We start from the raw sequence: 26,157 nt of genomic DNA, 5'->3' as shown, positions 1-26,157 counted from the left end.
CGAGACACATGCACCGCTGAGCCCCTTGGCGGCGCACCTACACTCGCACCCTCACATTCATCCGGGCGCACAGCACCTTCGCTCAACCTGCGCCCTTTAGTACGGGCTCGCGCATGCACACTTCTTCGCCTTCCTCCCCAACCCAACAGGGTGACGATCCACAATCGATCCAGGCCAAATGCCCGCCCCTCGTCACTTTGCAACCTGTGACGCAACCGGTGGTACCGCCGGCGTCTTCGATCGAGAACCAGCAGGAGCACCTCATCGGCGAGCTCGCCAGACTCAATGTCCAAACCGACGACTTGATGCAGGCACAGCCAAGCCTGGGCAGGGTGTATCAGCATAAATTGACTGAAGCATTTCCCCATTTGCCCCGGCCCATCAACCCCAACCAGATCTTTTACAGCCGTTACCGGGAAGACCAGGAGGGGCAACGGCAACTCGTGTCCAGCGAACCGTTGGGGTCGTTGCTCATCCGGTTGCGCGCGCCGGACGCCGGCACTTATTTGACCCAACAGAGCGGTGCCTTCTTCCGGGAACCCAACACGCTGGACGCGGACAAGCACCTGTCTTCAAACGGCACGACGGCGCAACTGGCCGGTTCGACGGAAGTCGCCGTCATCGAGAGCCTGAACGCGTTCTGGGGTACAGCGCAGGACAACCAACCCGACCCGGAGGAACAACTGGTTGCCTTGCGTCGCCAGGTGCTGGCCCATCAACTGGCGCTGCGCACGGTGGATGGCACGTTGTCGGCGGCCGGGCGGACATTGGCCGACACTGTGCTCAAGTACCCCACTGCGGCGGCGCGGGAAAAGGCCTTCGCCATCGACAACAGGCCCGCGGTATACCGGCTGATGCTGGAGGACGGCAGTGAGTTCGCGGCGGCATTCATCCTCAACGCCACGGGCAAGACTCCGCCCACGGGCAGCGTGATGCTGTACAGCCCGGGCGAGGAGTTTGAGGAATATGAAAACCTGGGCCGTTTGAATCAAGCCGTGGCGGCGCGCATACGCGAAGGCGGCCCGGCCGGCAAGCGCTTGCTCGCAAGCCTGTCGACGACGGCCCGCGCAGGGCTGACCGGTTTGCCCGTGCTGGCCGCAAGCCCGTCAACGATAGACGCCGATATCGTGGCCCACGGTGTTCGCTCAGTGCGGATTCGACAATATTTTGCTGTGCGCGAAGCCTTGCGCCAGGAGACATTGCCGGTGGCCGGCGAACTCGATCTGGCGGCGGACACCACCCAGTATCTGGACATCGCCGATGCCTTTGCCGCACGCAATCTGCGCCTGATGGAAGTGCGCGAACCCGAGTGGCTGAAAACTGCCGATGTGCCCGACCAGGCCCGCTACAGGCAACTGGAACAGGCGATGGACGAGAGCAATGCGGCGCTCATGCCTTTTCTTGAAACGGTACAGACGCTGGAAGCGTTCTCGTTGGAACACACCGACAAGGTTCTGAAAAAACAGAAACCGGCCTACGCCGACGTGGATATCGCCCCGTATAAAAGCCTGGTTCGTCTGCGTACCTCCTCCTCCCTGCCGGTCGAGCTGACGGGGTATCGCGACGAGAACACCTCGATCGTTTACATCACCGCCGATGAAAAGATAAACATCCCACGGTTTCTGCAAGGCCAGACACTGGCCAGTGGCACCTGGAAGAGCCGGGTTGTCATAGACCTGCGCACACTGGGCAGTTACGCCCAGCGCAATGTCGACCCATGGTCCGCGCATGACTTCCACAGAACCATCAGCGCCACCGCCACCCTTGTCGATACCGACGGCGCCACCAAGGGCACGCTTGGCGATTCGGATTTACGCGCGCTCGCCCAAGAAGCCGACGTTGGACGAAAATACGCCGAGTACCTGAGGTCAACCTTTTCGCAGGGCGGCGAAGGCAACAGCTTCGCCAGCGCCTGGCAGCGCGCCAACGCGGCGAAAATGCACAAGGATGCCCTGGAGAGCCGGTTGAATCCCGATGTTCACAAGCTGTTTATATTCGAAACGCCCGGCAGCGGGTTTGACTGGATAAAGGCGGTGATCGAGTCCCCCGATTCCACAAAACGCCCCCGGGTCAGCGAGTTCGAGATCGACGTGAACCTGTTGGTGATGGGCAGCGCACTGGAAGAAGGCCGAGGGGGGCAAGTGATCAACGGCGTGTTGATCATTCAGCGAAAAGGCACCACGCCTGGCGGCGTCTGCGTGCTGTATACGCCGGACGCCCCGGATGACGCGCCCTTCAGGGAACTCTCCAACGGCCTGGGGGAGCTGGACGCGCTGAAGGCACAAGCGCAATGGCGAGCCTATTTCAGCGAGCGCATGGCCACCAACGATGCGCAAGAGCGCTCACGGATATTCAGCGATACACGCGGCGTGCACCGCTACGCCTTGACAACGATAACCGGCAATTTTCACGCGTATTTGTATCTGGCGCAGCTTGGGTTTCAACTCGCGCATGCCGCGTTTCGTTCACGCAGCAATGCGCAGATTTCCCGCGAGTCCGCCGTAAACGCCTTTATATTCGGCGTTGAAGTGGCGGATCTTTTTATCGACCTGGTGCCCGGCAAGGCCGCGCAGACGTTTGTGCGCAGGGGTATCGATAAAGGGCTAAGCCTGACCAGACAACTGGGCCGCCGTGTACCGGGCCTGGTCCGAAAAATCGGCACCCGCCACAAGGCACGCATCGCGGTCACAAAGGCCTCGATCCGGCCGTTGGAGCCGGCCTGGGTCGATGTGGCCGCGTATCGGTTGCCCAAACAAATCGACGCATTCTTTGACGTGGACGAATTTGCTCAGGCGAACCACTACACGCTGTCACGCACCTCGGGCAGCGCCCCGTGTTTTTTTGACAAACACAATAACCAACTGATCGCGATGAGGGATGAAGGCGGGCGTTATCACCTGTTTCAGTCTTTTGTGGAAGACGGTGCGCGCTATGTAAAAGACCCGGCAGGAAACAGTGCGAACTTCAGGGTGGTGCCGGGTGACGCAAAAAGCTGGAAGCCACGTTTCGAACGCACGACAGCGGGCGGCGGCACGGTGATGGGCATGCTGCGCGGGCTCACGCCTGAACAGCAAGTGGATGCCGACTTGATCGCGGCGCTTAGTGTTTACGCAACAGATGAGCAACTAAGGTATTTCGAACCCATCATTAAAGAAATAACCGAGCCGCAGAAGCGAACCATGCTGGCGAACGCGCGACAGCAGATGGGGAATATCGACGAAGCCACCTTTCGTCAGAGGGTCTCGGGGCAGCGAAATTTAAGCCTCCGCGCCCAAAATGAATTACGTGACGCGTTGTTGAGGATGCATTCGGAGGCGGACATTTACGTCCACATCAACAGATCAACCGCGAACCTGATCCCTCCCCTGCTGCCGGTGGAGAAAGATGAATTATTCAAACAAATAAAAAGATTAATTGGCAAAAACGATAACTTCTCAAAAGAAATCCGAGCCTCCATTAAAATCCAGGACCCTGACACAAGCGCACAGTTTGTAGGCTATGCGATCACGCCCCAGCAAATGAAGAGCATGGATAAATTTGATAAAAAATATAAACTTTCAAGCTGGGCGGCGGATTCGCTCAAGGCGTTTCTAAACGAAAAAGGTCGCCAACAAACGATTACCCAAATAGTCACCGAGAGTAAAATTACGCGCGATATGGCGCTGGAATCGCTTTTGTCGAACCCTGCGGTACACAAATCCTTAACCCTGTTCAGAACACAAAAATTCAAGGAAAAACTCAAGGAACTGGGCGTGGACTCCTTCGCCGAGGATTTCAAAAAATCCGGCATTCCCTATATCGCCATGTCACGCGGTACACACAGGGGCGGTGAGTCTGGCGTAAGAATGATCGACAGTGTTTCCGTCACGGATTTTGAAAAGAACCTCCCTCGGTTTTCAGCGCCTTTAGAGTTTGACGCCCCCCGCGTACCCACCAAAAAAATTGAAAAACCCTCCCCCGCACCGACACCTTCCCCGGCCTCCCCAACGGCCCGAGACCCCGTGGTAAACATCGTGAAACAGGACGAGCTGTTGGAAGCGCAAAGCCCGCTGCTATCAGACAGTGCGAGAAACAAACTTGAGCAGATCACTCAGGACATTCAGGCAGGTCGTGTCAGCCGCAAAAAAATCGGCAACTACACCTATATTGATTTACCCCAGGTAGAGGCAGGCGCGGGGCGTGGTCGATGGCGGGTGGCGATTGAGAGCATCGCAAAAGAGGATGGCAAAGATGTCTTCGTACTCCGGGGCATCTTTGATTAACAAGGGGCCAGGCCGGTCGCCTGGGGAATGTAATGCCCCTCCCCGGTAATTAAGAAAGAGCACTTAACCGTGGCGAGGGAGCTTGCTCCCGCTGGACTGCGTAGCGGTTCCATTTTCTGGGGCCGCTTCGCGACCCAGCGAGAGCAAGCTCCGTCACCACGGATTATTCGTTCAGCCGCTTTTATGCCTGGGAAAGGGCACAGTTTTACCAAAGCGCGCTTAACCCTCGCCGCGCAGCTCACGCCACATGTGGATCTTGTCGAAGTAATCCAGGCCCACCCGCACCGCCAACGGTTCCAGGCCGTACTGGATAAAGCCGCAGCGCCGGTACAACGCAAAGGCGGCGTCATTGCCGGCGGTGACGGTCAGTTGGACCACCTTGAGGCGCGGGTGCTCGCGCGCCTGGCCGAGCGCCGCCTGCACCAACCGGCGGCCCAGGCCGTTGCGTTGATGGGCTTGAGTCACGTACATGCCGAACAACGTCACTTTGTGCCGCGCCTTCTCACGAGGCTCGAACGCCAGGCCGACAATGCCGACCAGAACGTCGCCGACATACGCGCCGAGCAAACGGTCCAACGCACCGTCCAGGCGTTTTTGCCACCAACTCAACGGCATCGAAGCGCGCTCCGCGACGCTGGAGGTGAACGCCTGGGGGTACACCTCATAGGCCTCAAGCATCAACGCCCGATACGCCTCGGCGTCGCCGGGCGACAGCGCGCGGATGGTCATGCGCTGCTCGTCAATAGGGTTGGGAGCGATCATCGTCGAGTCCTTGGGGCCGGCAGGTCAGGCCGTGGTGGTCAGCGATGCACGATAGAACGGCAGGATCTGATCACGTGTCAGAGGCGCCAATACCAGGCCACCGTCACCGGTCGGGTCGATCCAGCACACTTCTTCAATTTCGGCGGCTGGGGCCACCGGCCTGTCGATGTGCAACTGGAACATCTCGGCGTGCACGGTGAACCCCGGCTCGTTGGCCGCCGGGGCCGAGAAGCTTCCAAGGTACACGGCGTCGCCGGGCTCGATCCGCATATTCAGCTCTTCGTAGAGTTCACGGGCCAGGGCTTGCACGGGTTGCTCACCGGCATCGATCTTGCCGCCGGGCTGCATGAACGCCTGAGTGCCGCGCTTGCGTACCAGCAGGGTTTGGCCGGCGCTGTCGATCAACACAGCGGCGGCAATACGAATAGTCTTGGACATGAAACGAACGCCTTGAATTGAGAAAAAAGAACAGCCCTCAGGCCTCTTCCGCTTCCTTGATAAACACGCTGTACTTGGCCCCTTCCATGGCCTCGAACGCAATCAGCTTGTCCACCAACGGCAGGTTCAGCACTTTGCCGGCATTGAGCAACAACATGCCGTTGTCGGCATTGAGGTTGCGCGCCAGCACCATACCGGCTTCCAGCTCGCGGGTGGTGAGGACTTTGACCGAAGGATCACCCAGGGTCACATCGCTGAGGAAGGTGGCGCAGGCCTGCACAAAATCCTCAACCAACTCCGGGTCATAAAGCCGCCCGGCGTACTTGCGGATATACAGCAACGCTTCGTCGCTGTTCAGGTGTCGCTCCAGGATCAAGCCCTTTTGCAGCTCGATGAAATCCACGGCCAGTTTCAGCAGCCGCGAGCCCGGCGGGATCGCGTCGCCCTTGAGATGGTCGGGAAACCCCGAGCCGTCCCAACGTTCCTGGTGGTGACGAATGATCCGCGCGGCATCCTTCATCGGTTCCAGGGTCATCAGCAGTGACTCGCTCTGGGTCGGGTACTCGCGGTACAGCGCGCGGTCGGTGCTGTGCAGCTTGTCCGACGGCGACACCATCATGCTGTCGCTCCAGCTCAGCTTGCCGATGTTGTACAGCGCCGCGGCCATGGTCAGGTCGCGAGTGCTGGCTTCGTCTATGGACTGGGCGGCGCAGCACACGCGGATCAGTTCGATCAATGCACGGTTGGTTTGCTTGTCCTTGGGCAGCCGCAGGTTGGCCAGCAACGAAAACACTTCCGTGCCGGTCACGTAGCTGCGCTTGAGTTCGTCGTAGGCCAGGTCGAGCATGTCGGCCGTCTGTTGCAGTTCGGCGGTGCGTGCCGTCACGCGTTTTTCCAACGTGGCGTTCAGCGCTTTGAGCTGATCGTTCTGCTCGCGGGTAAGGCGCTCCAGCCGCTGATGTTCGAGCGACTGCTGCAGAATCAGCTGCAACTCTTCGTCATTCCAGGGTTTGCTGATGTAGCGGTGGATCTGCCCGTCGTTGATCGCCTTGATGATGGTGGTGAGGTCGGCGTAACCGGTGAGCAGGATGCGGCTGGTGCCCGGATACAGGCGGTGCACCTCGGCCAACAGCGTGGCGCCGTCCATGCCGGGCATGCGCGCATCGCTCATCACCAGGTCGATAGGCCGGGCCGCCATGATCTCCAGCGCCTGGGCTCCGCTGGTGGCCAGCACCACGTCATAGGGCTGGCTGCGCAACAGGCGGCGCAGGCTGTTGAGGATGGATTCTTCATCGTCGACCAGCAGAACGGCGGACTTCGTAGCGAGTTGTTCATCCATGGCGACTCTGCCTTCAAATTAAACGACGTTAAGCTCAATTGAACCGCTGTAACATGCAAACGATGTGATTTGACGCCAAGTGGCCGTCGATATCAAGGGAACTCAACTATGCTGCCACATCAGGTGCGCACTCCGTTCAGCTGTAGAACCACGGAAGGAATCGTTATGCCGTCGAGCCTCCAGGCCTTTGAGCTGAACCGCGCCTGCCAGGGCCGGCAGGGAGTGCTCGCTTGAGGAATGCTCCCACTGCCCGTTTCGGCTTTTTTATTGTCGCGTTGTGCCTGGGCAGCGGCGCGCCACTTTCCGCCGCGCCGCTGAACGAGGCGCTCAAGCCCTTGCCGCCGGTACCGATGCTGGACCCGGCCAAAGTTGAGCTGGGGCGCCAATTATTCAACGAGCCGCGCTTATCGGCCAACAACACCTTGTCCTGCGCCAGCTGCCACCGCCTGGCATCCGGTGGCGCCGACACCACGCCGTTCTCGACGGGTTTTGACGGTAAACCCGTGGCGCTCAACACGCCTTCGGTGTTCAACGCCAGCCTGAACTTCAAGCAGTTCTGGAATGGTCGGGCAGACACGCTGGAAGCACAGGTTGAACAGGTGGTCACCAGCCCCGTGGAAATGGGCAGTGACTGGAACACCGTCGTGCAGAACCTGTCGGCCCTGCCCGTCTACCAGAGCGCCTTCAAGCAGACGTACCCCGACGGCCTCAACGCCGCCAACGTGCAAAACGCGCTGGCGACTTACGAGCGCACGCTGATCACGCCCAATTCACGCTTCGATCAGTATTTGCAAGGCAACACCGAGATACTGACCACCCGGGAAAAGTACGGCTACCAGCGCTTCAAGGATTACGGCTGCATCGCCTGCCACCAGGGCGTGAATATCGGCGGCAATATGTTCCAGAAATTCGGTGTGATGGGCGACTACTTCCAGGCGCGCGGCAACCCGCAGGAGTCGGACCTCGGACGTTACCTGCTGACGAAGGACGAAGAGGACCGCCATGTGTTCAAGGTGCCGAGCCTGCGCAACGTGGCCGTCACGGCACCGTATTTCCACGATGCGTCGGCCAAGACCCTGGAAGAGGCGGTGGATGTGATGTTCAAGTATCAACTGGGGCGTAATCCGACCCAGGAAGACAAGGACCTGATTATCCAGTTTCTCAAGACCCTGACCGGCGAATGGGCGGGCAAGCCGCTATGAAACGACTGTCACGCCTGTATCGCCGCCGCGCCAGCCAAGTGTTGCTTGGCCTGATGACGCTGTTGCTGGCCTCCACGCTGGTGTTTTTGTACCTCAAGTCTTCCCGCGACCAGACGGCCACCTATACCCAGTCGCGGGACCTGATCCGCCAGCTCCTGCAGCTCAATGCCCAATGGGACAGCGAAGTGCTCAAGGCGCGGATCGCGATTACTCATAACTACGATCCGCTGGTCACGCCCCTGACGCAAATGACCCGGATCGGGGCTGAACTGGACAGGCGCGCCACCTACCACAGCGCCACCGACCTGCCGGGTTGGCAAGCCAGCCAGACGGCGTATCAGCTGGCCATTCAGGAAAAAGCCCGGCTGGTGGACCAGTTCAAATCCCACAACGCGGTGTTACGTAACTCACTGGCGTTTTTGCCGACCGCCGAAGATGACATCCAGGCCCTGTTCAACAACATTGACGATGAAGGCCGGCTGCAATTGCAAGACGTGGTCACCGACACCTACGACCTGTTGCTCAGCAGCCTGGAGTTCGCCCAGGTCACCAGCGACGAGCGCGCCGCCGATATTCTGGTGGGGCTGGGCAAACTGGCGATCAACAAACAGAGCCTGCCCAGTGAGTTCCAGGCGCCGGTGGATATCCTCAGCAACCATATTTCGCTGATCCTGCGCGAACAGCCCGTGGTCAACAGCCTGCTCGAACGGATTGCCGCCGTGCCCGTGGCCGAGCGCCTCGACGCGCTGACCACCCACCTCAATCAGGACCAGCAGGCCGCCGACCTCATCGACCACCAGTACCACCGCTACCTGCTGGTGTTCTCCACGTTACTGGTGGTGCTGCTGCTTTACCTGGCCGTGCGCCTGCTGCGCAGTTTCGCCGAGATCAACCGCGTCAATCGCGCCTTGCAATCGGCCAACGAAACCCTGGAACAACGGGTGGAACGGCGCACGCAACAACTCAGGGACGCCCAGAGCGAGTTGCTGGACAGCGCCCGTCAGGCGGGCATGGCCGAGATCGCCACCAATGTGCTGCACAATGTCGGCAACGTGCTCAACAGCGTGAATATTTCCGCGGAACTGGTCAGCCGCACACTGCGCAGCAGCAAGGCCCTGGGCCTGGGCAAAGCCATGCAATTGCTCAACGCCCATCAGGGCGACCTGGGCACTTTTCTCACCGAGGATGAAAAAGGCAAATTGCTCCCGGCTTACCTCAACCAACTGGTGGAGGCGATTGCCATCGAACAGCAAGGCATGAGCGATGAGCTCAAGCAACTGAGCAAAAGCATCGATCACATCAAAGACATCGTCTCGACCCAGCAATCCTATGCCGGCGCTTCCACACTGCTGGAGCCCCTGGATATCGGCGCGTTGATGGACGATGCCCTGCGCATGAACGCCGGCGCGCTGAGCCGTCACCACGTCACGGTGGTCAAGACGTACGCGCCGGTGCCGCCGATTCTGGGGGACAAACACCGGCTGCTGCTGATCATGGTCAACCTGATCAGCAACGCCAAGCAAGCCATGTCCCATCTGTCCGAGCGGGCACGGCAAATGACCCTGACGGTCGAACGCACAGGTGACGATACGCTTAAGATCAGTGTGAAGGACGACGGCGAAGGCATACCGGCCGAGAACATGACGCGGATCTTCACCCACGGGTTTACCACCCGCAAGGAAGGCCACGGTTTCGGCCTGCACAGCTGCGCCCTCGCCGCCGTGCAAATGAATGGCCAGCTCACCGCTCACAGCGAAGGGCCAGGCCTTGGCGCGGTGTTCACCTTGACGATCCCTTTGACCATTGCCGGAAGTCCCCCATGAACCAGCCTCCCAACCGGCGCATCCTGCTGATTGATGACACACCGTCCATTCATGAGGATTTCCGCAAAATCCTGATGCCCAGCGTGGAAACCAACCAGGCGCTGGACGATATGGAGGCGGCGCTGTTCGGCGACACCGCCAAACCGCAGGCCCAGACGTTCGAACTGCATTGTGCCTATGGCGGCGAAGAAGGCCTGGGCCTGCTGAGCACCGCCATGGCGGAGCAACGCCCTTACGCGCTGGCCTTCGTTGACATGCGCATGCCCCAAGGCTGGGATGGTGCGAAGACCATCGAGCAACTGTGGAAGGTCGCTCCTGAGCTGCAAGTGGTGGTATGCACCGCGTACTCGGATTATTCCTGGGACGAGCTGCTGTCGCGCCTGAACGCCTATGACCGGTTGCTGATCCTGAAGAAACCGTTCGACAACATCGAAGTCCAGCAAATGGCCAACACCCTGGCCAATAAATGGGACATGGCCCGGCGTGCGTCGCTGCAAAGGTTGCAGCTGGAACAACTGGTGGAACAACGCACCCAGGCGTTGCAATTGGAAATCAACGAGCGCAAGCAGCTGGAAAGCCAGTTGGTGCAGTCCGAGAAACTCGCGTCACTGGGGCAACTCGCGGCCGGCGTCGCCCACGAGATCAACAACCCGGTGGGCTTCATTTCATCCAACCTGAGTACCCTCGACAGCTACTTCAACCAGCTGCAACAGATGCTGGAGGCTTATCGACACAGCGAAGCGCTGATCCCGGCGCAGGACCAGCGCGAGCGGCTTGAAGCATTGCGCACAGACCTGGAACTGGACTTTCTCAAGGAAGACATTCCGGTGCTGATCCGCGAATCCAAGGACGGCATCGGCCGCGTGGTACAGATCGTCAAGGACCTGAAAAACTTCTCGCGGGTGGATAACGACCAGACCTGGCAGTTCGCCAACCTGCAGCACGGCATCGATTCGACGCTGAACATTGTCGCCAGCGAACTCAAGTACAAGGCCGATGTGGTCAAGCACTACACGCCACTGCCGGAAATCGAATGCCTGGCCTCGCAGCTCAACCAGGTGGTGATGAACCTGGTGATCAACGCCGCCCAGGCCGTGGGGCCGGAGCGCGGCACCATCACCATCAGCAACGGCGTGGACGGCGAAACCATTTGGTTGGAAGTTGCGGACAACGGCTGCGGCATTGCCCCCGACACGCTGCAGAAGATTTTCGACCCGTTCTTCACCACCAAGCCGGTGGGCGAAGGCACCGGGCTGGGCCTGTCATTGTCTTACGGCATCGTCAAGAAACACGGCGGGACTATTTCGGTCAGCAGTGAGGTGGGCAAGAGCACGACGTTTCGGGTGGTGCTGCCGATTCGGCAGACGGCGGCGTAGGGCACGCCGCCGACGCATGCTCATTCCTCGGCTTTTTTGGGGCTGGAGCCAAACGAGGCGAAACGCTTGTTGAACCCGGCAATCCGACCTTCGACCTGGGTCTTGCGTTGCTGGCCGGTGTAGATCGGGTGCGAGGCGCTCGAGACGTCCAGCGGGATGTACGGGTAGGTGCTGCCATCGCTGTGTTTATGGGTGCGGTCGCTGTCGGCGGTGGAGCCGATCAGGAAGAACACATCGGCGGCGGTGTCATGGAACAGCACAGTGCGGTAGTCGGGATGGATACCAGCTTTCATAAGGCCTCCGGGGCGTATGGGTGAACTTTATGCGTTATACAGTAACACAAATCATGCACCCAAACGAGAACCGATTGCAATAAGCATAGGCCGCACGCTTCTATCGCGCAGTGTGAAAGCGTCTGTGAGCAAGCTGCGTATCAAGCCCCCAGCGCCGTTTTGGGCTGACGCAACGTCGCGGCCAGGTTTAACAAGCCGGTACCTTCACGCAGCGCTTTCTTGACGGACTCGGGCGTGGCTTCGTTCTTTATCACCGCACCGACGTAGCCCTTGGCGACAGCCTTGTAATTCCCGGTCGACGCACCGAGAAGCGCCGTGTCAAAACCGTCTTCGCGGGTTTTATGAACCCCGTCCAGCGCCCCGCTGATGGCGCCATCAAGGCCCGGCTTAGCCTTTGCAGCCCCCAGCAACACGTTGCTCATGCCTGGAATAAACCACAGGTTCTTGCCCACCTCAGCGGCAAACCGCTGAGCTTTTCCCGGTTGGGCGTCGGTGCGGCCCGTGTGCACAGCGTCGTGGTGGGCGGGTCTGAGCCGATGCTCTGGTTGAGCGACAGACTGCTCACGTCCCATCGCTCGGGACGGGCCTTGGTCGATGAGGGGAACGGCGGAAACAGCAGACGTGATCAGCATGAGCGATGACTCCAAGTACATGAATAGAGCGGGCGTCCTGCACGATAGTGGCCGCCTTTGGCCGAACGGTTCCATAGCCGCGCCGCCGCGAATGCCGCCCGAGAGCCATCGCGCCTTGTCCGCTGTTTTGTTACAGGCGCAGAATGCCGGATCGACCTCAAGAGTCCGAACCAAGGAAAACCGCATGAGCCTGTCGTTACTAAGCCGTTACGCTTTCTTTGCCGTATGCCTCCTATTCACCCTCGCCAGCCTGCCCTTTCTCCAACATGAATGGCTCTGGCCTATCACGACAGTCACCGGCATCCTCAGCCTGATCGGCATTTTCGATCTGCTGCAAAGCCCCCACGCGGTGCGCCGCAATTACCCGATCCTGGGCAACATCCGTTACCTGGTGGAAGCCATCCGCCCGGAAATCCGCCAGTACCTGCTCGAATCCGACAGCGATGCCCTGCCCTTCTCCCGGGCGCAACGTTCACTGGTGTATTCGCGCGCCAAGAACGAAACCGCCGACAAACCCTTCGGCACCTTGATCGACGTCTACCAGTCCGGCTTCGAGTTCATCGGCCACTCCATGCGGCCCGCACCGTTGAGCGACCCCAGCGCGTTTCGCGTGATAGTCGGCGGGCCCCAGTGCACGCAGCCGTATTCGGCCTCGGTGTTCAATATCTCGGCGATGAGTTTTGGCTCGTTGAGCGCCAACGCCATCCGCGCGCTCAACCAGGGCGCCAAACTCGGCAACTTCGCCCATGACACCGGCGAAGGCAGCATCAGCCCCTACCACCGCGAACACGGCGGCGACCTCACTTGGGAGCTGGGGAGCGGTTACTTCGGCTGCCGCACCCGTGACGGCCGCTTCGACCCGGAACGCTTTGCCGCGCAGGCGCAAAATCCGCAGGTGCGCATGATCGAAATCAAGATGAGTCAGGGCGCCAAACCCGGCCATGGCGGGATTTTGCCCAAGCATAAAGTCACCCAGGAAATCGCCGACACCCGCGGCATCATGATGGGCGAGGACTGTGTTTCGCCGTCACGCCACAGCGCGTTTTCCACACCGATCGAAATGATGCAATTCATCGCCCGGTTACGTGAACTGTCCGGCGGTAAACCGGTGGGGTTCAAGTTCTGCCTGGGCCACCCGTGGGAGTTCATGGGCATTGCAAAAGCCATGCTCGAAACCGGCATCCTTCCGGACTTTATCGTGGTCGACGGCAAGGAAGGCGGTACCGGCGCCGCACCGGTGGAGTTCACCGACCACATCGGCGTGCCGCTGCGTGAGGGCCTGCTGTTCGTGCACAACACCCTTGTGGGCCTGAACCTGCGCGACAAAATCAAACTCGGCGCCAGCGGCAAGATCGTCAGCGCGTTCGATATCGCAAGCGTGTTGGCCATCGGCGCCGACTGGGCCAACTCGGCGCGCGGCTTTATGTTCGCTATCGGCTGCATTCAGTCGCAGTCTTGTCACACCAACAAATGCCCGACCGGCGTCGCCACTCAAGACCCACTGCGCCAACGTGCGCTGGTGGTGCCGGACAAGGCCCAGCGCGTGTTCAACTTCCACCGCAACACCCTCCACGCCCTGGCCGAAATGCTCGCCGCCGCAGGGCTGGATCATCCGTCGCAGCTGTCGGCCAAACATCTGGTACGACGCATGTCGGCAACCGAGATCAAGTTGTTCTCGCAGTTGCATGTGTTCTTGAAGCCCGGCGAATTGCTCAGCGGTGAGGTGAACGGCGAGTTTTATTCGCGCATGTGGCAGATGGCGCGGGCGGATAGTTTTGAGGCGCATGCGGCGGCTTGACACGTATGGCTAACACTTATATAGCCGCGAGGCAGGTAATATATATCGGCGCTGACCCTAAGGACCTCACAGAGGCACATAGGGGTCAGCGCCGTCAGGGAACGCAGTTATAACGCATGGTAAATGAGCGCCGGCCTTATCACGACCGGACTGCTCAGTTAGCGTTATAGTCCTCCGGCCCAAAAGAGTCCTTGATGACAATAAAAACTTGCCCGCCACGCGAGCAAATTGAATAAAACTTCCTATCCAACACCGGCGTTTCATTCTCGGCATTGACAGAGGCTTCAAACACTTCATGCGCTCCATACACCACATTATTAATTCCGAATCGAGGTAGAAAATGCGGATGCAGCAGCATATTGTACTCACTCAATATATATCTTAACAACGGCATATGAGTCATGGCCGCATGCCCCCTTGGCGACCAATTATCATTGACGGCCGCCCCTATAAAATAAAATTTATTCACCGTTCGTAGCGCGTCATGCGAAATTAAATCATAAGCTATATACTGCGCGAGCGCCGACTCGAACTCTTTTCTGGCGACAATGACTTGCCCATACATATAACCGAAAGAATACATGAATAAAACAGGCACTACCAACGCCCATCGCAGGCGTGTATGCATGCGACCCAACACTTCATAATTCAACATCATCAAAAAAACCAACACGGCTGAAAAAGCAATGTAGTTTCGCGCATCCAGATTACGTTCTGTTAAAAACAGCATCATCCCCGGCACGAGTAGAACCAACATAGGCACACCCAACAAACAGAGCATGATGACAACACACTTCCCCAGCCACCCGCCTTCGATTACGAGAATATTTTTGATAAAAAGCACGTACCCTACTGACGCAATAGCCAATACCGCCACGCAAAGCCAGGCATTCCCAGGCACCACTAACAAACTTATTTTATCCATCGAAAACACAAATTTTTGAGCCACCTCGTCAAACCAATGCCCGTCGAAGCGGGCGAAATGCCCGCGGCGGCTGGTTGACAATTGATAGGCGGTCAGAAAGTAGATCAATCCGCCACCTAAAATTTGTGCAGACCTCTGACACAGCAGCAGCAATATTGCGTGTACTGCCATCTTGTTTTTTACACAAAGATAGAATTCCACGATACAGAGCCCAACAAACAAGGCCAGTGTCAGCTGATAAAGACTGAGTGTCACCGCGAGCAGCAAGGCCACGGCACTGCACCGAGCGGCAACCTTTTCGACTTTACAGGTAATTGCATAGATGACGGCAACCACGGCAAGGACCATCGCTGGCCCATCATATTGATAGGTCAAGTTACCGAGAAAAAAAGGATTACAGAGTACCGGTAGAACAATTAGACAACTGGATGCGAAAGGCGCGGAAAAATACCAAAACGTCAGTCGAGTCATGGCGATCGCAAGCAGTGCGATGGAAAACAGCAAGGGCAGTGGAAATACGTTTACCGTCCCGCCACCGAAGGTAAATACCTCATGCAACCATTCAATTAGAATACGGCCCTGTTCGCCCCAATCATCTCTAACAACCAATAGTGAACGCCAATTATCGTCTATATAGGCATAATCTGCATGAACAATCGGATAGACATAAACGAACGAGAGCACTAGAAAAAAGCCGAGTACTTCATGTCGGCTCAGTGCCTTATCACTCCACTTCATAGTGATTTCCTTTTTCAACACTGTCGGCACACCGGTTCACAACCCCCCTTACCACGTACCGCGGCCGATGCTTCGTTTCCATATAAATCCGCCCCACATACTCCCCCAGTACCCCAATCCCAATCAGTTGCACCCCACCTAAAAACAAGATCGCCGTCATCAGCGACGGATACCCCGGCAGATCATTGCCAAATAACACTTTGTCCACGATCAGATACCCGGCATACACCAACGCCAACAACGATATTCCCCCGCCGATATAACTCCACAATCGCAGCGGCAATGTACTGAACGAGGTGATGCCATCCAGCGCCAGGTTCCACAGTTTCCAGCTATTGAACTTGCTCTGCCCGGCCGTTCTGGGGGCGCGGTCATATTCAACGATGGCAACCGTGAACCCTGCCCACGACAGCACGCCTTTCATGAACAGTTGCTGTTCCGGCAGGGTCTTGATGACGTCCACGACCTTGCGGTCCATCAATCGAAAGTCACCGACGTTTTCTTCGATATGGGTGTAGGCGATAAGATTGAGCAGGCGATAGAACAGCAATGCACTGCGGCGCTTGAGGTAGCCGTCGCTGGAGCGATCACGTCGCTTGGCCAGCACCACATCGGCGCCCTGGCACCACTCGGCGATCAGTTGCGGGACCACGCCCACCGGGTCTTGCAGGTCCACATCCATAGGCACGACTGCATCACCCGTGGCGTATTCCAGCCCGGCGAACAAGGCGGCCTCTTTGCCAAAATTGCGTGACAAGTTGATCAGGACCACGTCGCGGTCGGCTATCGCAAGCGCCTCGACGGCCTTGGCGGTGCCGTCGGTGCTGCCATCGTTGATGAACACAATCTCAAGGGTATGGGTTTGCAACGATGGCTCTTGCCGAACCGCGCGATAAAACCCGGTTACGGTCTGTTCCTCATTGAACAGAGGCACCACCAGCGAGATTTTCATTGGCTACGCTCGGCAAACACCACCCACCGTGACAGCAGAAAACCGCACACCAGGCTGACCAGCGAAAAAACCACTACGGTTACGATTCCCGGCATGCGCAAATAATCGCCCAGCGCGCCCACCCCCAGGCTCAACCCGCCCAGGCAGCTCATGAACAGTAGGTAGCGGCCGAAGGAGGCCGGCATGGCAAACGTGAAGAGTGCATTCATATAAAAAGAGAAAGACGCCGCCACGCAGAATGCCAGCAAATTACTCAACGCCTGGCTCAACTCAAAGGCTGCGCGAAGTAAAAAAAACAGCTGCCAATGGATCACCGTATTGGCGATACCAATCAATGCGTAGCAGGTAAAACCTTTCCATAGCCGGGGCATACCGTCGTCCTTTTGCAGTGACCCCGCTAGCAAGCCACTACGTGCCTGTTGCGTCTACTGTCAGAATTAACAGGTGCCCCCCACGTACAACTGAGACATTCAGTAATATCCAACTTTTGCATTTGCTTACAAATACCGCCAACCTGCGCCCGCCCGACGTGCGGCGTACGACAACGCGCGCACTTGCCAATCTCACTTAACAATTTGTTCAAGAGCCCGCAGCCATGCTGAACGGACGCGACCCGCGCATCGATTTTTTTCGGGGCCTGGCGTTGATCTTCATTTTCTGGGATCACGTGCCCCACAACCCTCTGGCCAATGTCACTGTGCAGAACTTCGGGTTCAGTGACGCCGCCGAAATCTTCGTCTTTCTGGCCGGCTACGCGGCGGTGCTGGCATACGGCAAGATCCTGCAGCGTGACGGCTATCTCATCGCCTGTTTGAAAATCCTGCGCCGGGTGTGGACGCTCTACGTGGTGCACATTTTCCTGCTGGCGCTGTTGATGGGCATCGTGATTTTCGCCAACAGCCATATTGAAACCCGCGACCTGGTGCAGGAGATGGGCCTGGAGTATTTCCTCAACAATACCCAGCAGGCCTTGGTCGATGAGTTGCTGCTGCGGTTCAAACCGAACCTGACCGACCCGTTGCCGCTGTACATCGTGCTGATTCTCAGCCTGCCGCTCACGCTGCCATTGCTGTTGCGTGTACCGAAGGTCACGGTGGGCATTTCGCTGGCGGTATACCTGCTGGCGCCCTGGCAGGGCTGGAACCTGCCGGCCAGCAACGGCGGGGTCTGGTACTTCAACCCGATAACCTGGCAGTGCCTGTTTATCCTCGGCGGCGCTGCGGCCTTGCGTTCGGCGCGCCCCGTTGAACAGCGGCCTGTGTTGCGTCAACCGTTGTTTGTAGCGGCTGCGGCTTATGTGCTGACGAGCTGCGTGATCACCCTCTCGTGGCGCTGGCCCGAGGTGCACGATGCGTGGATGCCGAGCCTGATCGGCGAATGGCTGTACCCCATCAGCAAGACCGATCTGTCACCCGTGCGCTTGCTGCACTTCCTGGCCCTGGCCTACGTCTGCGCAAAATTGCTCCCCGGTGTCGGCTGGACGCAACACTGGTCGGCACGGCAACTGGCGCGGATGGGGCGCTACTCCCTGGAAGTGTTTTGCCTGGGTGTCGTGCTGGCGCCGTTGGCGGACATGGTAAACGCCCTGACCGGCGATACCGTCGCCATGCGGATACTCACCGCGCTGGCGGGGGCCGCCGTAATGAGCCTGTTTGCCGCGTGGCTGGAGTTCAATAAGCAATTGGACCGGCGCAGAGCCCTTGCGGCCCCGCCCCTCGCGACTTAGTGGATGCCCCCGTTGCAAAAAACTGGGAGCGGGCTTGCTCGCTCCCAATTTCCGGATCCGGTACGGCCTCAGGGGTCAGGGGTCAGGGGTCAGGCTTCGGAGCGCACCGCCACGTTGGTTGGCTGCAACTTGAACACGTAGAACCACACCGTCAACAACACCAGAAACGCCGGCCCCACATACAGCGCCACGCGGGTATCCGGGAAGTACGCCATCAGGCCCACCACCAGCACCAGGAACGCCAGCGCCAGGTAGGAACTGACCGGGTACAGCCACATGCGGTACTTGAGGCCCGCCTGCTCGGCCGGGCTCAGGCCTTTACGGAATTTGAGCTGCGCCAGCAGGATCATCAGCCAGGTCCAGATCGCGCCGAAGGTCGCAATGGAGGTGACCCACACGAACACCTGATCCGGCACCAGATAGTTGAGCAGCACACCCAGCAGCAGGGCAAAGATCGACAGCAGCAGCGCTTTACGCGGCACGCCGTTGCTCGATGTAGTGCCGAACGTCGCGGGCGCCTGGCCGTTCTGCGCCAGGCTGTAGAGCATGCGCCCGGTGCTGAAGATGCCGCCGTTGCACGAAGACAGCGCGGCGGTGATCACCACGAAGTTAATGATGCCCGCAGCGGTCTTGATACCCAGGCGCTCGAACGTCATCACGAACGGGCTGCCCTGGGTGCCGATTTCATTCCAGGGGTAGATCGACAGGATGACGAACAATGCGCCCACGTAGAACAGCAGGATGCGCCAGAACACCGAGCCGATGGCGCTGGGGATGGTCTTCTGCGGGTTGCGCGCTTCACCGGCGGTGAGGCCGATCATCTCCACGCCCAGGTAGGCGAACATCACCATCTGCAATGACATCAACACGCCTTGCACGCCGTTGGGCATGAAGCCGCCATGGGCCCACAGGTTGGAAATGCCCAGTGCCACGCCGTCATTGCCGAAACCGAACGCAATGATGCCGACGCCGCCAATCACCATGGCGATGATGGTGACGATCTTGATCAGCGCGAACCAAAACTCGAACTCACCGAAGGCTTTGACCGCGATCAGGTTGATGGTGCCCATGCTGATCAACGCCGCCAGGGCCCAGATCCAGCGCGGGGTGTCGGGGAACCAGACGCCCATGTATACCGCCACGGCGGTAATTTCCGCGATGCAGGTCACCAACCACAGGAACCAGTAGTTCCAACCGGTCAAAAAACCTGCCAGAGGGCCGAGGTAGTCCTGGGCGTAGCGGCTGAACGAGCCGGCCACCGGGTTGTGCACGGCCATTTCACCGAGTGCGCGCATGATCACCAGAATCGCCAGGCCGCCGATGATGTACGACAGCATGATCGCAGGGCCGGCCATTTCAATGGCCTTGGCCGAGCCCAGGAACAGGCCGACGCCGATACAGGCGCCCAGCGCCATCAAGCGGATGTGCCGCTCACCCAGTTCACGTTTGAGCGGGCCGCCTTGAGCGTTTTCCTCGTGGGACGTTGAGTTGCCAACGGGCATGGTGTACCACCTTATTTATTTTGGGTGTGACTGCTTTTGTTATAGGAACTGCCTCGTGAGCAGTGCAGCGAAACGCGGGTGAGTATTTCAGAGTATGTCGAAAGCGTCATGCCCTTATCTCATCGGTTTGCCTGCATGCAAGCCTCTGGCCCAAGGCTTTCAGCACGTATCGAGATAAGCCATGGCCATTGCGGAAAGGTCGCAATGCCGTCGCGCGCTCCCCAGGGGCAGGATAAAGCGAGCGATTGTCAGCCAGACAATCACCCGCAACGGAATCTCATGGATGACCCATCTCAACACCCCCAACGATGCACCCACGCCCCAGCCCGAGCCCGACCTGCAAACCCTCCTCGACCCAGGCCGCGAGCAACGCCTGGAGGGCGACCGACAGATGATCCAGGCGCTGATCAAGCACCTGGAAACCCATTGGGACACGCCGACCGACCTGCTGGACATCGCCCCCCAATGCTCCCTGCACTGCTGGCTGCAACTTTACTTCCAGGCGCTTGACCGCCCCCGTCTACTGGCCTGGGCCGAGCGCCAAGCGGTGCCCCTGGCCGACATGACCTTGCGCAACGGCGAGCTGTTCGCCAAGGACGCGCTCACGCCCGGCGTCAGCCTGGATGACGCCAGCGGCTGGCGGCGCCTGGCACCGCCGATTGTGAACATCGCCCAAGTCATCGACCCCGATGCCATCGGGCTGCCCTGCCCGGCACTCAAGGATGCCAACCTGGCCCTGCAATTGAGCGCCCGCCAGATACTGCGGTTCTACGGCTACCCACACCCGCAACAGCGCGTGCAGCGTGGCGCGGTAATCGAGGACATGCAGCGTCTCCAGTCTTTTTGCGAGCGCGCCGCCCCTTGCCTCCTGGCCACTGCCTTCGAGCAATCGAATCAGGACCTTCACGACCTGGCCAAGTACTTGCTGGGCCAACTCAGCGCGGCGGACCTGGCAAAAACCGCGTTCAGCCCGCGCACCTTGCAGCAGGCACGGTGGGCATTCACCTCGCACTCGTTTTGCGCAAACGCACTGAATACCGCCGCGAGCTTGCTCAAGGGCATCACCGAACACCCGCGCTTCGCGGCGCTGGAGCAGACCCTCGAGCTGCAACCCGACACCTATGAATTTGACCCGACCACCCAAACCATCAGTGCCACAAACTCTGACCAGACACGTGTGAGCCTCACCCAGCAACAACTGGCCAGCCTGGCGCTGGACGACCAGCTTGAGCGCCTGAACGCCAGTGCCAGCCGCTTGAACCTGCCCATCCCCATCGACGCCAAATTGAGCCTGGCGCAGTGGCTTGAACTGTATGACTTCGACGTGCCGCAAACGCGCGACGCCGTGTGGGACCTGATTGAACAACTGGCCGCCAGTGAACCCGAGCCCATCCCCCCAGCCTGCGACCTGGCCAACGCCGATATCGCCTTGCTGCACCTGCGCCAACAACTGACCGGCGCCCATGATCGCGACACCTTGTCCACCACGCTGGGCGGCCTGATCGCCGAGGAAACACGCGCACCGTTGTCGGCCGGCCACCCGGTCATCTTGCATGACACCGCGCTCAGCCATCCGGCCCTCACGCTTTTCGCACCGCGCAAACAGACCAACCTCAAACACGGGTTGCAGCGCTATAACCTCAACATGCCGCTGGATGAGTACGCCGCACAAAAAACCCGGCACCAGTTGGAAACCAACCCGCCAGTCTCGCCCAGGCTGGGCAACTACTGGGCCGCTCTGGGCCTGCCCCAGTCCGGCGCGCTGACGCTCAGCGCCGAGCAACGCGCCACGGTCATCCAGACCAGCGGCGCTTTACGCCCCAGGCCCAATAAGGGCCTGCTCGATCTGTTAGGCGCCGAGCGCTTGGCCAAGCAAGCCACCCCGGCCCAGGCCGATGGGCTGCTGAACGCCCTGCTGGCGAGCCCCGCCGCACAAAAACTCGCAGACCAGTTGATCGCCGCCGTGCAGTGGTACGGCCACGCGCCCGATGAAACCAGCAACCGCGCAAGCCGCGACGCGCTGGTGTTGGCCGCGTTGATCCTCGACCTTGATCCGCAGGCCGGCCTGACGCGCTACCGGGTCGCCGGCCTCGACCTCAACCATCGCGACTACTGGGGCTGGTCCTATCAACAACTGCGCACCGCCATCGAATTGCACCTGATCGACACCGGCGCCGCCACCGCCGCAACCACGGCCCTGGTCGCGCACATACTGCTGGCCGGTATCGCCCCGGAATTTCTGGTGCAGGATATTCCCGACTCGCTGTACTTCATGAGTTCCCACGCCTGGATGCTCTTCAAGCAAGGCGTGATGCTGGCCGAAGCGCTTGCCGTGGGGTCATCCAGGCACCTCACGTTCAGCGACGTGATGACCCTGGCCACCCAGACCTCGGACGCGGACGCGCAAACGCAATGGCGCGAACACTACGCCACCAGCAGCCTGATCGACTGGGCGGTTGCCCAGGGCGAACTGCAACCTGCCGCGCAAGAGACGGCCTATCGGCTGGATCAGATCGAGGCGGTCAAAACAACCCTCGCCACCCGCATCGACAGCCTGCGAGAAGCCTCGACACTCTTCACCATCCCGCTCACCACGCGCCGCAGCCTCGCCCTGCAAGACCTTGAAAGAGTGTTCCCCGGCAACCGCTGGCTGACCTTTGCGGGCCTGCAATGGGGCACCGGCCCGCAACGGCTGCCCTCCTTTCAACCAATGCCCTTCGCGAACCTGCAATCGCTGGTGGACCTGCACATGAGCGGTCGCCTGCAACCGTTCGCCGAGCAATGGCGTACCTCCTGGAAGGGCTTCGATCTGGCAAAGATGAAGCCGCACTTCGCCAAACTGGCGGACATCAACAGGTTGTTCAAGACGACTTCCGAAACCCGCATACAACAACTCAAAAAGGCTTACACCTACATCGTCCGATACCTGCTGGCACAGCTGCCACTGGCCGATCGCTCGAACCTGCAAGAAGGCGTCGTGCAACTGTTGGTGGTGCGCCGGCCGTCGAAGAAGCCGCCGGCCGAACAGACACCGGAAGAAAAAATGGCCCGAACCGGCAGGTTCGGCTTCATCCTGCGCTGCGAGGTTTTTCACAACGTTCATTACTACGAACTGTTTGCGCTGCGAAACCTGGTGTTCAAAAACACCGATTTACCGGCCAACCTCACACTGGGCGGCGAGCCCTTCAAAGTCACCACCGGCACCCTGCGCAGCCCGTTGCCGACCAGCCTGCTGTACCTGGGCACCTCGCTTGCCATTGACGAACAGGCTTACCTCACAGGCAGCCCGCCACGGCCGGACCAGCACTCCACGGTGGTCGTGGACAAGCTGTGGCAGTTCGACCCGGCCCCGGCGCTTGCCGCGCCGCTGGCCTTCGACTCGCCCAGAAGCCGCAGCCTGGCGAGCACCATCGTCGACCAGCATTTTTTCCTCGACATCGACCCGTTGCTGGCAGAGGCCAAGGGGTCGACGCTGCTGGAGGAGCGCGAAAAAAACGCCGAGGCCTTGTACCAGGCGCTCCTCAATCTCATTCCTTTCTGGTCCTGCGGCAAGGACCTGGCCTCGGGCGATACCCGGCGCCAGGTGGAAGGCGCCTGGGGCTGTTTCCTCGACACGATCGGCTTGTTCATGCCCACCAAGGGCCTGCTGATCGGTGGCCTGAGCCGCCTGAAAAATGTCGCCCCAACCTACGTAAAACTGCTGCAACTGAGCAAGCTCAGTGCGCGTTACCTGAACGATACGCTCAACCCGCTGGAGTTCGTGCCATCGCTGGTGCGCCTGACCCGGTTTGGCCTGATACGCCTGAACCAGTCCGGCCGACTCGCATTGGCGCAAGCCCTGCGCAGCGCGCGGCACACGCTCGCACCGGACACCGCCTTTCAGTACCTGCGCCTGCCCGGCCGGGCCGACGTAGGCCCGGCCACTTTGACGCGCGCCGACGCATTGACCGACGTGTTGGTCATCAACCGCCTGGATACCTGGCACGCCTTCGATCCGTACAGCGCCAGGCCCTACGGCCCCGCACTGCTCGACTTTCGCCTCAAGAACGCCATTGAAGTCACCCCGTTCAGTGCCGCGGACGGCTACAAAGCCCTGGTCGCAGAACCGTATTTCGACACGCCGCCGCTGCTTATTCAGCGCTCCAACGCCACCGACCTGGTCACACGGGAGCGCGTGTGGCGCCTGCGCCATGACCATCTCGATCATCTGGACGACCTGAACTCTCCGGCCTTTGTCGGGCTCACCGATGAATTTGAGTACAGCTGCCCCTCCGGCAGGCCGGCGCGCAGCCCGATCCCGCTGATCTGTTTCACCAAAAAAATTCATGTGCACCATCATTCGATCGAGAAGCGCCGCGTGCAGGCGCTGGAGCACATCCGACTGATTCCCGCCCCGCTGCCACTGACGGGCAAACGCAAACTGGTGATCAACCGCTGCGTGTACGACGTCTCCCCGTACGGCACGGAGTTCAGATTGATAGCGCTGCCCCAGTTGCCACCGCTGCGCTATAAACCCGTGGCCAGCGGCAAGGTGCTCGACGAGCCCGAGTTTGGTATGCCCAACTTCCAGCGCGACAGCCTGCTGGACACTCAAAGTGTCGCCGTCAAACTCAACGGTATCGTCGATGGCATTGACGATAAGCGCACCCTGCGCGGGCTGATGGTCGACCTCACGGCGCCGAGCGTCGCCGTGGGCACGCACTTGGTGGTCGAGGCCGACGTGGGGGTTTTCTATAAAGCCATGGGTGTTCCCGGGGAACTGGAGGACATGCAATTGCACCTGCTGGACTTCAGCAAGGGCGGCGACCACAAGGCTTTGATCAATGGCTACGCCGAGCTGAAAAACCGCTTCCTGCAGGCTGGCGGATTTATTCGCGACCAACCGCTGGTGGCGCTGCCGACCCTGGAAACGCTGTACGGACAGTTGGCCCGTCGCGGCTTTTCCGAGGAAACGGTGGCGATGATCCGGGTCAAGGGCAACACACTGACCAAACTCAAACAACGGGAGTTGCTGCTCCACGCTTCCTCGGAAGGGCGCCGCCTGGACATCCATGTCGTCTCCCACCCCATCAGGATTGAATTCTGGGCGCCCCAACCCACCGCCCACCTGGGCGTCAGTCAGCTCAATCAATACCTGGCCGAACGCGCCAACATCAGCACCCTGGCGAGGGTGGACAGAACCGGGATCGGATCGGCCAACATCACAGGGGCCACGCGCGACGAGGCCCTTCGCATGCAGGTCGCCAGGCCCGTGGTGATGTGGGAATACAGCATGATCGAACGCCCCAGCTACACCGAGGTTATTCTCAGGACCGGCGCCGGCAATTGCGACCAGTTGGCCCACGTGGCGCTTGAGCACGTGCACGCCAATGACGGTGCGGCGCAGTTGTGGGGAACGCTGCCGCCCGCCCATGCGTTCGTGGTCGTGGGCACCCCGCCGCCAGGCGTTCCCAACACGTTGGACTTCAGCGAGGCGCACTGGGCGGATTTGTGGATTTGCGATCCGTGGACGTCAATTGTGTGCCCGGCGCAAGACTATATGAGGCAGCTTATTGCCACGATGGAGGTGTGGAATACGCAAAGGCTAACGGTGCTGTTTCACGACGGAACTCGATACCGGTGGGGCCCGGCCAACGATCCGGCTTGGTTGGAGTTGTTGAAAACCAGCGTTAAATATACACGGGATTGAGCGTTTCATCGGGGAGTGGAGCGGGGTGTCAGCCAACCACCCACTGCCTGACACGCCGCCATCGCTGCCTCGCCAAGGCTCGAGAGCTCCCACAGTAAGCAGGCCTCCAAATACAGCCTGCTCACTGTGGGAGAAAGCCTTGAAATACAGCCTGCCAAACGCTGCAAATCCATTGTGAGAACTGCCCTTGAATTGCAGCCTGCCAAACACTGCAAATCCACTGTGAGAGCTGCCCTCGAAATGCAGCCTGCCAAACGCTGCAAATCCACTGTTGGAAGCTGCCCTTGAAATGCAGCCTGCCAAACCCTACAAATCCACTGTGGGAGCTGCCCTTGAAATGCAGCCTGCCAAACCCTGCAAATCCACTGTGGGAGCTGCCCTTGAAATGCAGCCTGCCAAACCCTGCAAATCCACTGTGAGAGCTGCCCTTGAAATGCAGCCTGCCAAGCCCTGCAAATCCACTGTGAGAGCTGCCCTTGAAATGCAGCCTGCCAAACGCTGCAAATCCACTGTGAGAGCTGCCCTTGAATTGCAGCCTGCCAAACGCTGCGAATCCACTGTTGGGAGCTGCCCTTTAAATGCAGCCTGCCAAACGCTGCAAATCCATTGTGAGAGCTGTCCTTGAAATGCAGCCTGCCAAACGCTGCAAATCCACTGTGAGAGCTGCCCTTGAAATGCAGCCTGCCAAACGCTGAAAATC

17 protein-coding genes are annotated in these 26,157 nt (G+C 59.5%); 7 read left to right on the top strand and 10 right to left on the bottom strand.

Features of this window, described 5'->3' with window-relative positions; translation table 11 throughout:
- The first annotated feature begins 113 nt into the window (after positions 1-113).
- Positions 114-4,262, top strand: coding sequence for a DUF6543 domain-containing protein (locus Q1V60_RS12235; RefSeq protein WP_300630573.1), 4,149 nt, complete (start codon positions 114-116; stop codon positions 4,260-4,262).
- A 219-nt stretch (positions 4,263-4,481) separates the two neighbouring features.
- On the opposite strand, the gene Q1V60_RS12230 is transcribed toward Q1V60_RS12235, so the two are convergent.
- Genes Q1V60_RS12230 through Q1V60_RS12220 form a run of 3 tightly spaced genes read right to left on the bottom strand, consistent with a single transcriptional unit; the run spans position 4,482 to position 6,801 of the window.
- A complete protein-coding gene (locus tag Q1V60_RS12230; RefSeq protein ID WP_300630612.1) occupies positions 4,482-4,991 on the bottom strand; it encodes a GNAT family N-acetyltransferase in 510 nt (169 codons plus the stop codon).
- A 57-nt stretch (positions 4,992-5,048) separates the two neighbouring features.
- Positions 5,049-5,462: an NUDIX domain-containing protein gene (locus Q1V60_RS12225; protein WP_300630571.1), complete on the bottom strand. Its 414-nt coding sequence runs from the start codon at positions 5,460-5,462 to the stop codon at positions 5,049-5,051.
- A 37-nt stretch (positions 5,463-5,499) separates the two neighbouring features.
- Positions 5,500-6,801 carry an HD domain-containing phosphohydrolase gene (locus Q1V60_RS12220; protein ID WP_300630569.1) on the bottom strand — a complete coding sequence of 434 codons (1,302 nt, stop codon included), beginning with the start codon at positions 6,799-6,801 and terminating at the stop codon, positions 5,500-5,502.
- A 266-nt stretch (positions 6,802-7,067) separates the two neighbouring features.
- Here Q1V60_RS12220 and Q1V60_RS12215 point away from each other — a divergent pair, with 266 nt between their 5' ends.
- Genes Q1V60_RS12215 through Q1V60_RS12205 form a run of 3 tightly spaced genes read left to right on the top strand, consistent with a single transcriptional unit; the run spans position 7,068 to position 11,202 of the window.
- The gene (locus Q1V60_RS12215) at positions 7,068-8,003 is read left to right on the top strand and encodes a cytochrome c peroxidase (RefSeq protein WP_300630611.1); all 936 of its coding nucleotides are present in this window, start codon (positions 7,068-7,070) and stop codon (positions 8,001-8,003) included.
- The gene (locus Q1V60_RS12210) at positions 8,000-9,826 is read left to right on the top strand and encodes a DAHL domain-containing protein (protein WP_300630567.1); all 1,827 of its coding nucleotides are present in this window, start codon (positions 8,000-8,002) and stop codon (positions 9,824-9,826) included. The genes Q1V60_RS12215 and Q1V60_RS12210 overlap by 4 nt, the downstream gene beginning before the upstream one ends.
- Entirely contained in the window at positions 9,823-11,202 is a 1,380-nt protein-coding gene (locus Q1V60_RS12205; RefSeq protein ID WP_300630565.1) for an ATP-binding protein, read from the top strand. Before Q1V60_RS12210 ends, Q1V60_RS12205 begins: the two co-directional genes overlap by 4 nt.
- 20 nt (positions 11,203-11,222) lie before the next feature.
- Here Q1V60_RS12205 and Q1V60_RS12200 read toward each other — a convergent pair whose 3' ends face one another.
- The gene (locus Q1V60_RS12200) at positions 11,223-11,495 is read right to left on the bottom strand and encodes a type B 50S ribosomal protein L31 (protein WP_300630564.1); all 273 of its coding nucleotides are present in this window, start codon (positions 11,493-11,495) and stop codon (positions 11,223-11,225) included.
- A 140-nt stretch (positions 11,496-11,635) separates the two neighbouring features.
- Entirely contained in the window at positions 11,636-12,127 is a 492-nt protein-coding gene (locus Q1V60_RS12195; RefSeq protein ID WP_300630562.1) for a hypothetical protein, read from the bottom strand.
- Between the two features lie 184 nt (positions 12,128-12,311).
- Between Q1V60_RS12195 and Q1V60_RS12190 the strand changes: the two genes are divergently transcribed.
- Entirely contained in the window at positions 12,312-13,925 is a 1,614-nt protein-coding gene (locus Q1V60_RS12190; RefSeq protein WP_300630561.1) for an FMN-binding glutamate synthase family protein, read from the top strand.
- 154 nt (positions 13,926-14,079) lie between these two features.
- Here the strand turns inward: Q1V60_RS12190 and Q1V60_RS12185 are convergent, their stop codons facing one another.
- Genes Q1V60_RS12185 through Q1V60_RS12175 form a run of 3 tightly spaced genes read right to left on the bottom strand, consistent with a single transcriptional unit; the run spans position 14,080 to position 16,911 of the window.
- Positions 14,080-15,588: a glucosyltransferase domain-containing protein gene (locus tag Q1V60_RS12185; protein WP_300630559.1), complete on the bottom strand. Its 1,509-nt coding sequence runs from the start codon at positions 15,586-15,588 to the stop codon at positions 14,080-14,082.
- Complete coding sequence (locus tag Q1V60_RS12180; RefSeq protein ID WP_300630557.1) at positions 15,575-16,540, bottom strand: glycosyltransferase family 2 protein; 966 nt, start codon at positions 16,538-16,540, stop codon at positions 15,575-15,577. The genes Q1V60_RS12185 and Q1V60_RS12180 overlap by 14 nt, the downstream gene beginning before the upstream one ends.
- Positions 16,537-16,911, bottom strand: a complete 375-nt coding sequence (locus Q1V60_RS12175) for a GtrA family protein (protein WP_300630556.1) — start codon at positions 16,909-16,911, stop codon at positions 16,537-16,539. The genes Q1V60_RS12180 and Q1V60_RS12175 overlap by 4 nt, the downstream gene beginning before the upstream one ends.
- Positions 16,912-17,135: 224 nt before the next feature.
- Here Q1V60_RS12175 and Q1V60_RS12170 point away from each other — a divergent pair, with 224 nt between their 5' ends.
- The gene (locus Q1V60_RS12170; protein WP_300630554.1) at positions 17,136-18,266 is read left to right on the top strand and encodes an OpgC domain-containing protein; all 1,131 of its coding nucleotides are present in this window, start codon (positions 17,136-17,138) and stop codon (positions 18,264-18,266) included.
- Positions 18,267-18,355: 89 nt separating this feature from the next.
- Here the strand turns inward: Q1V60_RS12170 and Q1V60_RS12165 are convergent, their stop codons facing one another.
- Positions 18,356-19,768 carry an amino acid permease gene (locus tag Q1V60_RS12165; protein ID WP_300630552.1) on the bottom strand — a complete coding sequence of 471 codons (1,413 nt, stop codon included), beginning with the start codon at positions 19,766-19,768 and terminating at the stop codon, positions 18,356-18,358.
- A gap of 283 nt (positions 19,769-20,051) precedes the next feature.
- On the opposite strand from Q1V60_RS12165, the gene Q1V60_RS12160 reads away from it, so the two are divergent.
- Positions 20,052-25,457, top strand: coding sequence for a hypothetical protein (locus Q1V60_RS12160; RefSeq protein ID WP_300630551.1), 5,406 nt, complete (start codon positions 20,052-20,054; stop codon positions 25,455-25,457).
- A 306-nt stretch (positions 25,458-25,763) separates the two neighbouring features.
- Here the strand turns inward: Q1V60_RS12160 and Q1V60_RS12155 are convergent.
- On the bottom strand, positions 25,764-26,157 hold a 394-nt coding region (locus Q1V60_RS12155; RefSeq protein ID WP_300630550.1), incomplete at its 5' end, for a hypothetical protein.

The organism is Pseudomonas sp. (assembly GCF_030147005.1).
Classification (GTDB): Bacteria; Pseudomonadota; Gammaproteobacteria; order Pseudomonadales; family Pseudomonadaceae; genus Aquipseudomonas.
The sequence above is the reverse complement of the archived record's forward strand: the minus strand, read 5'-3'. Positions and strand labels throughout refer to the sequence as shown.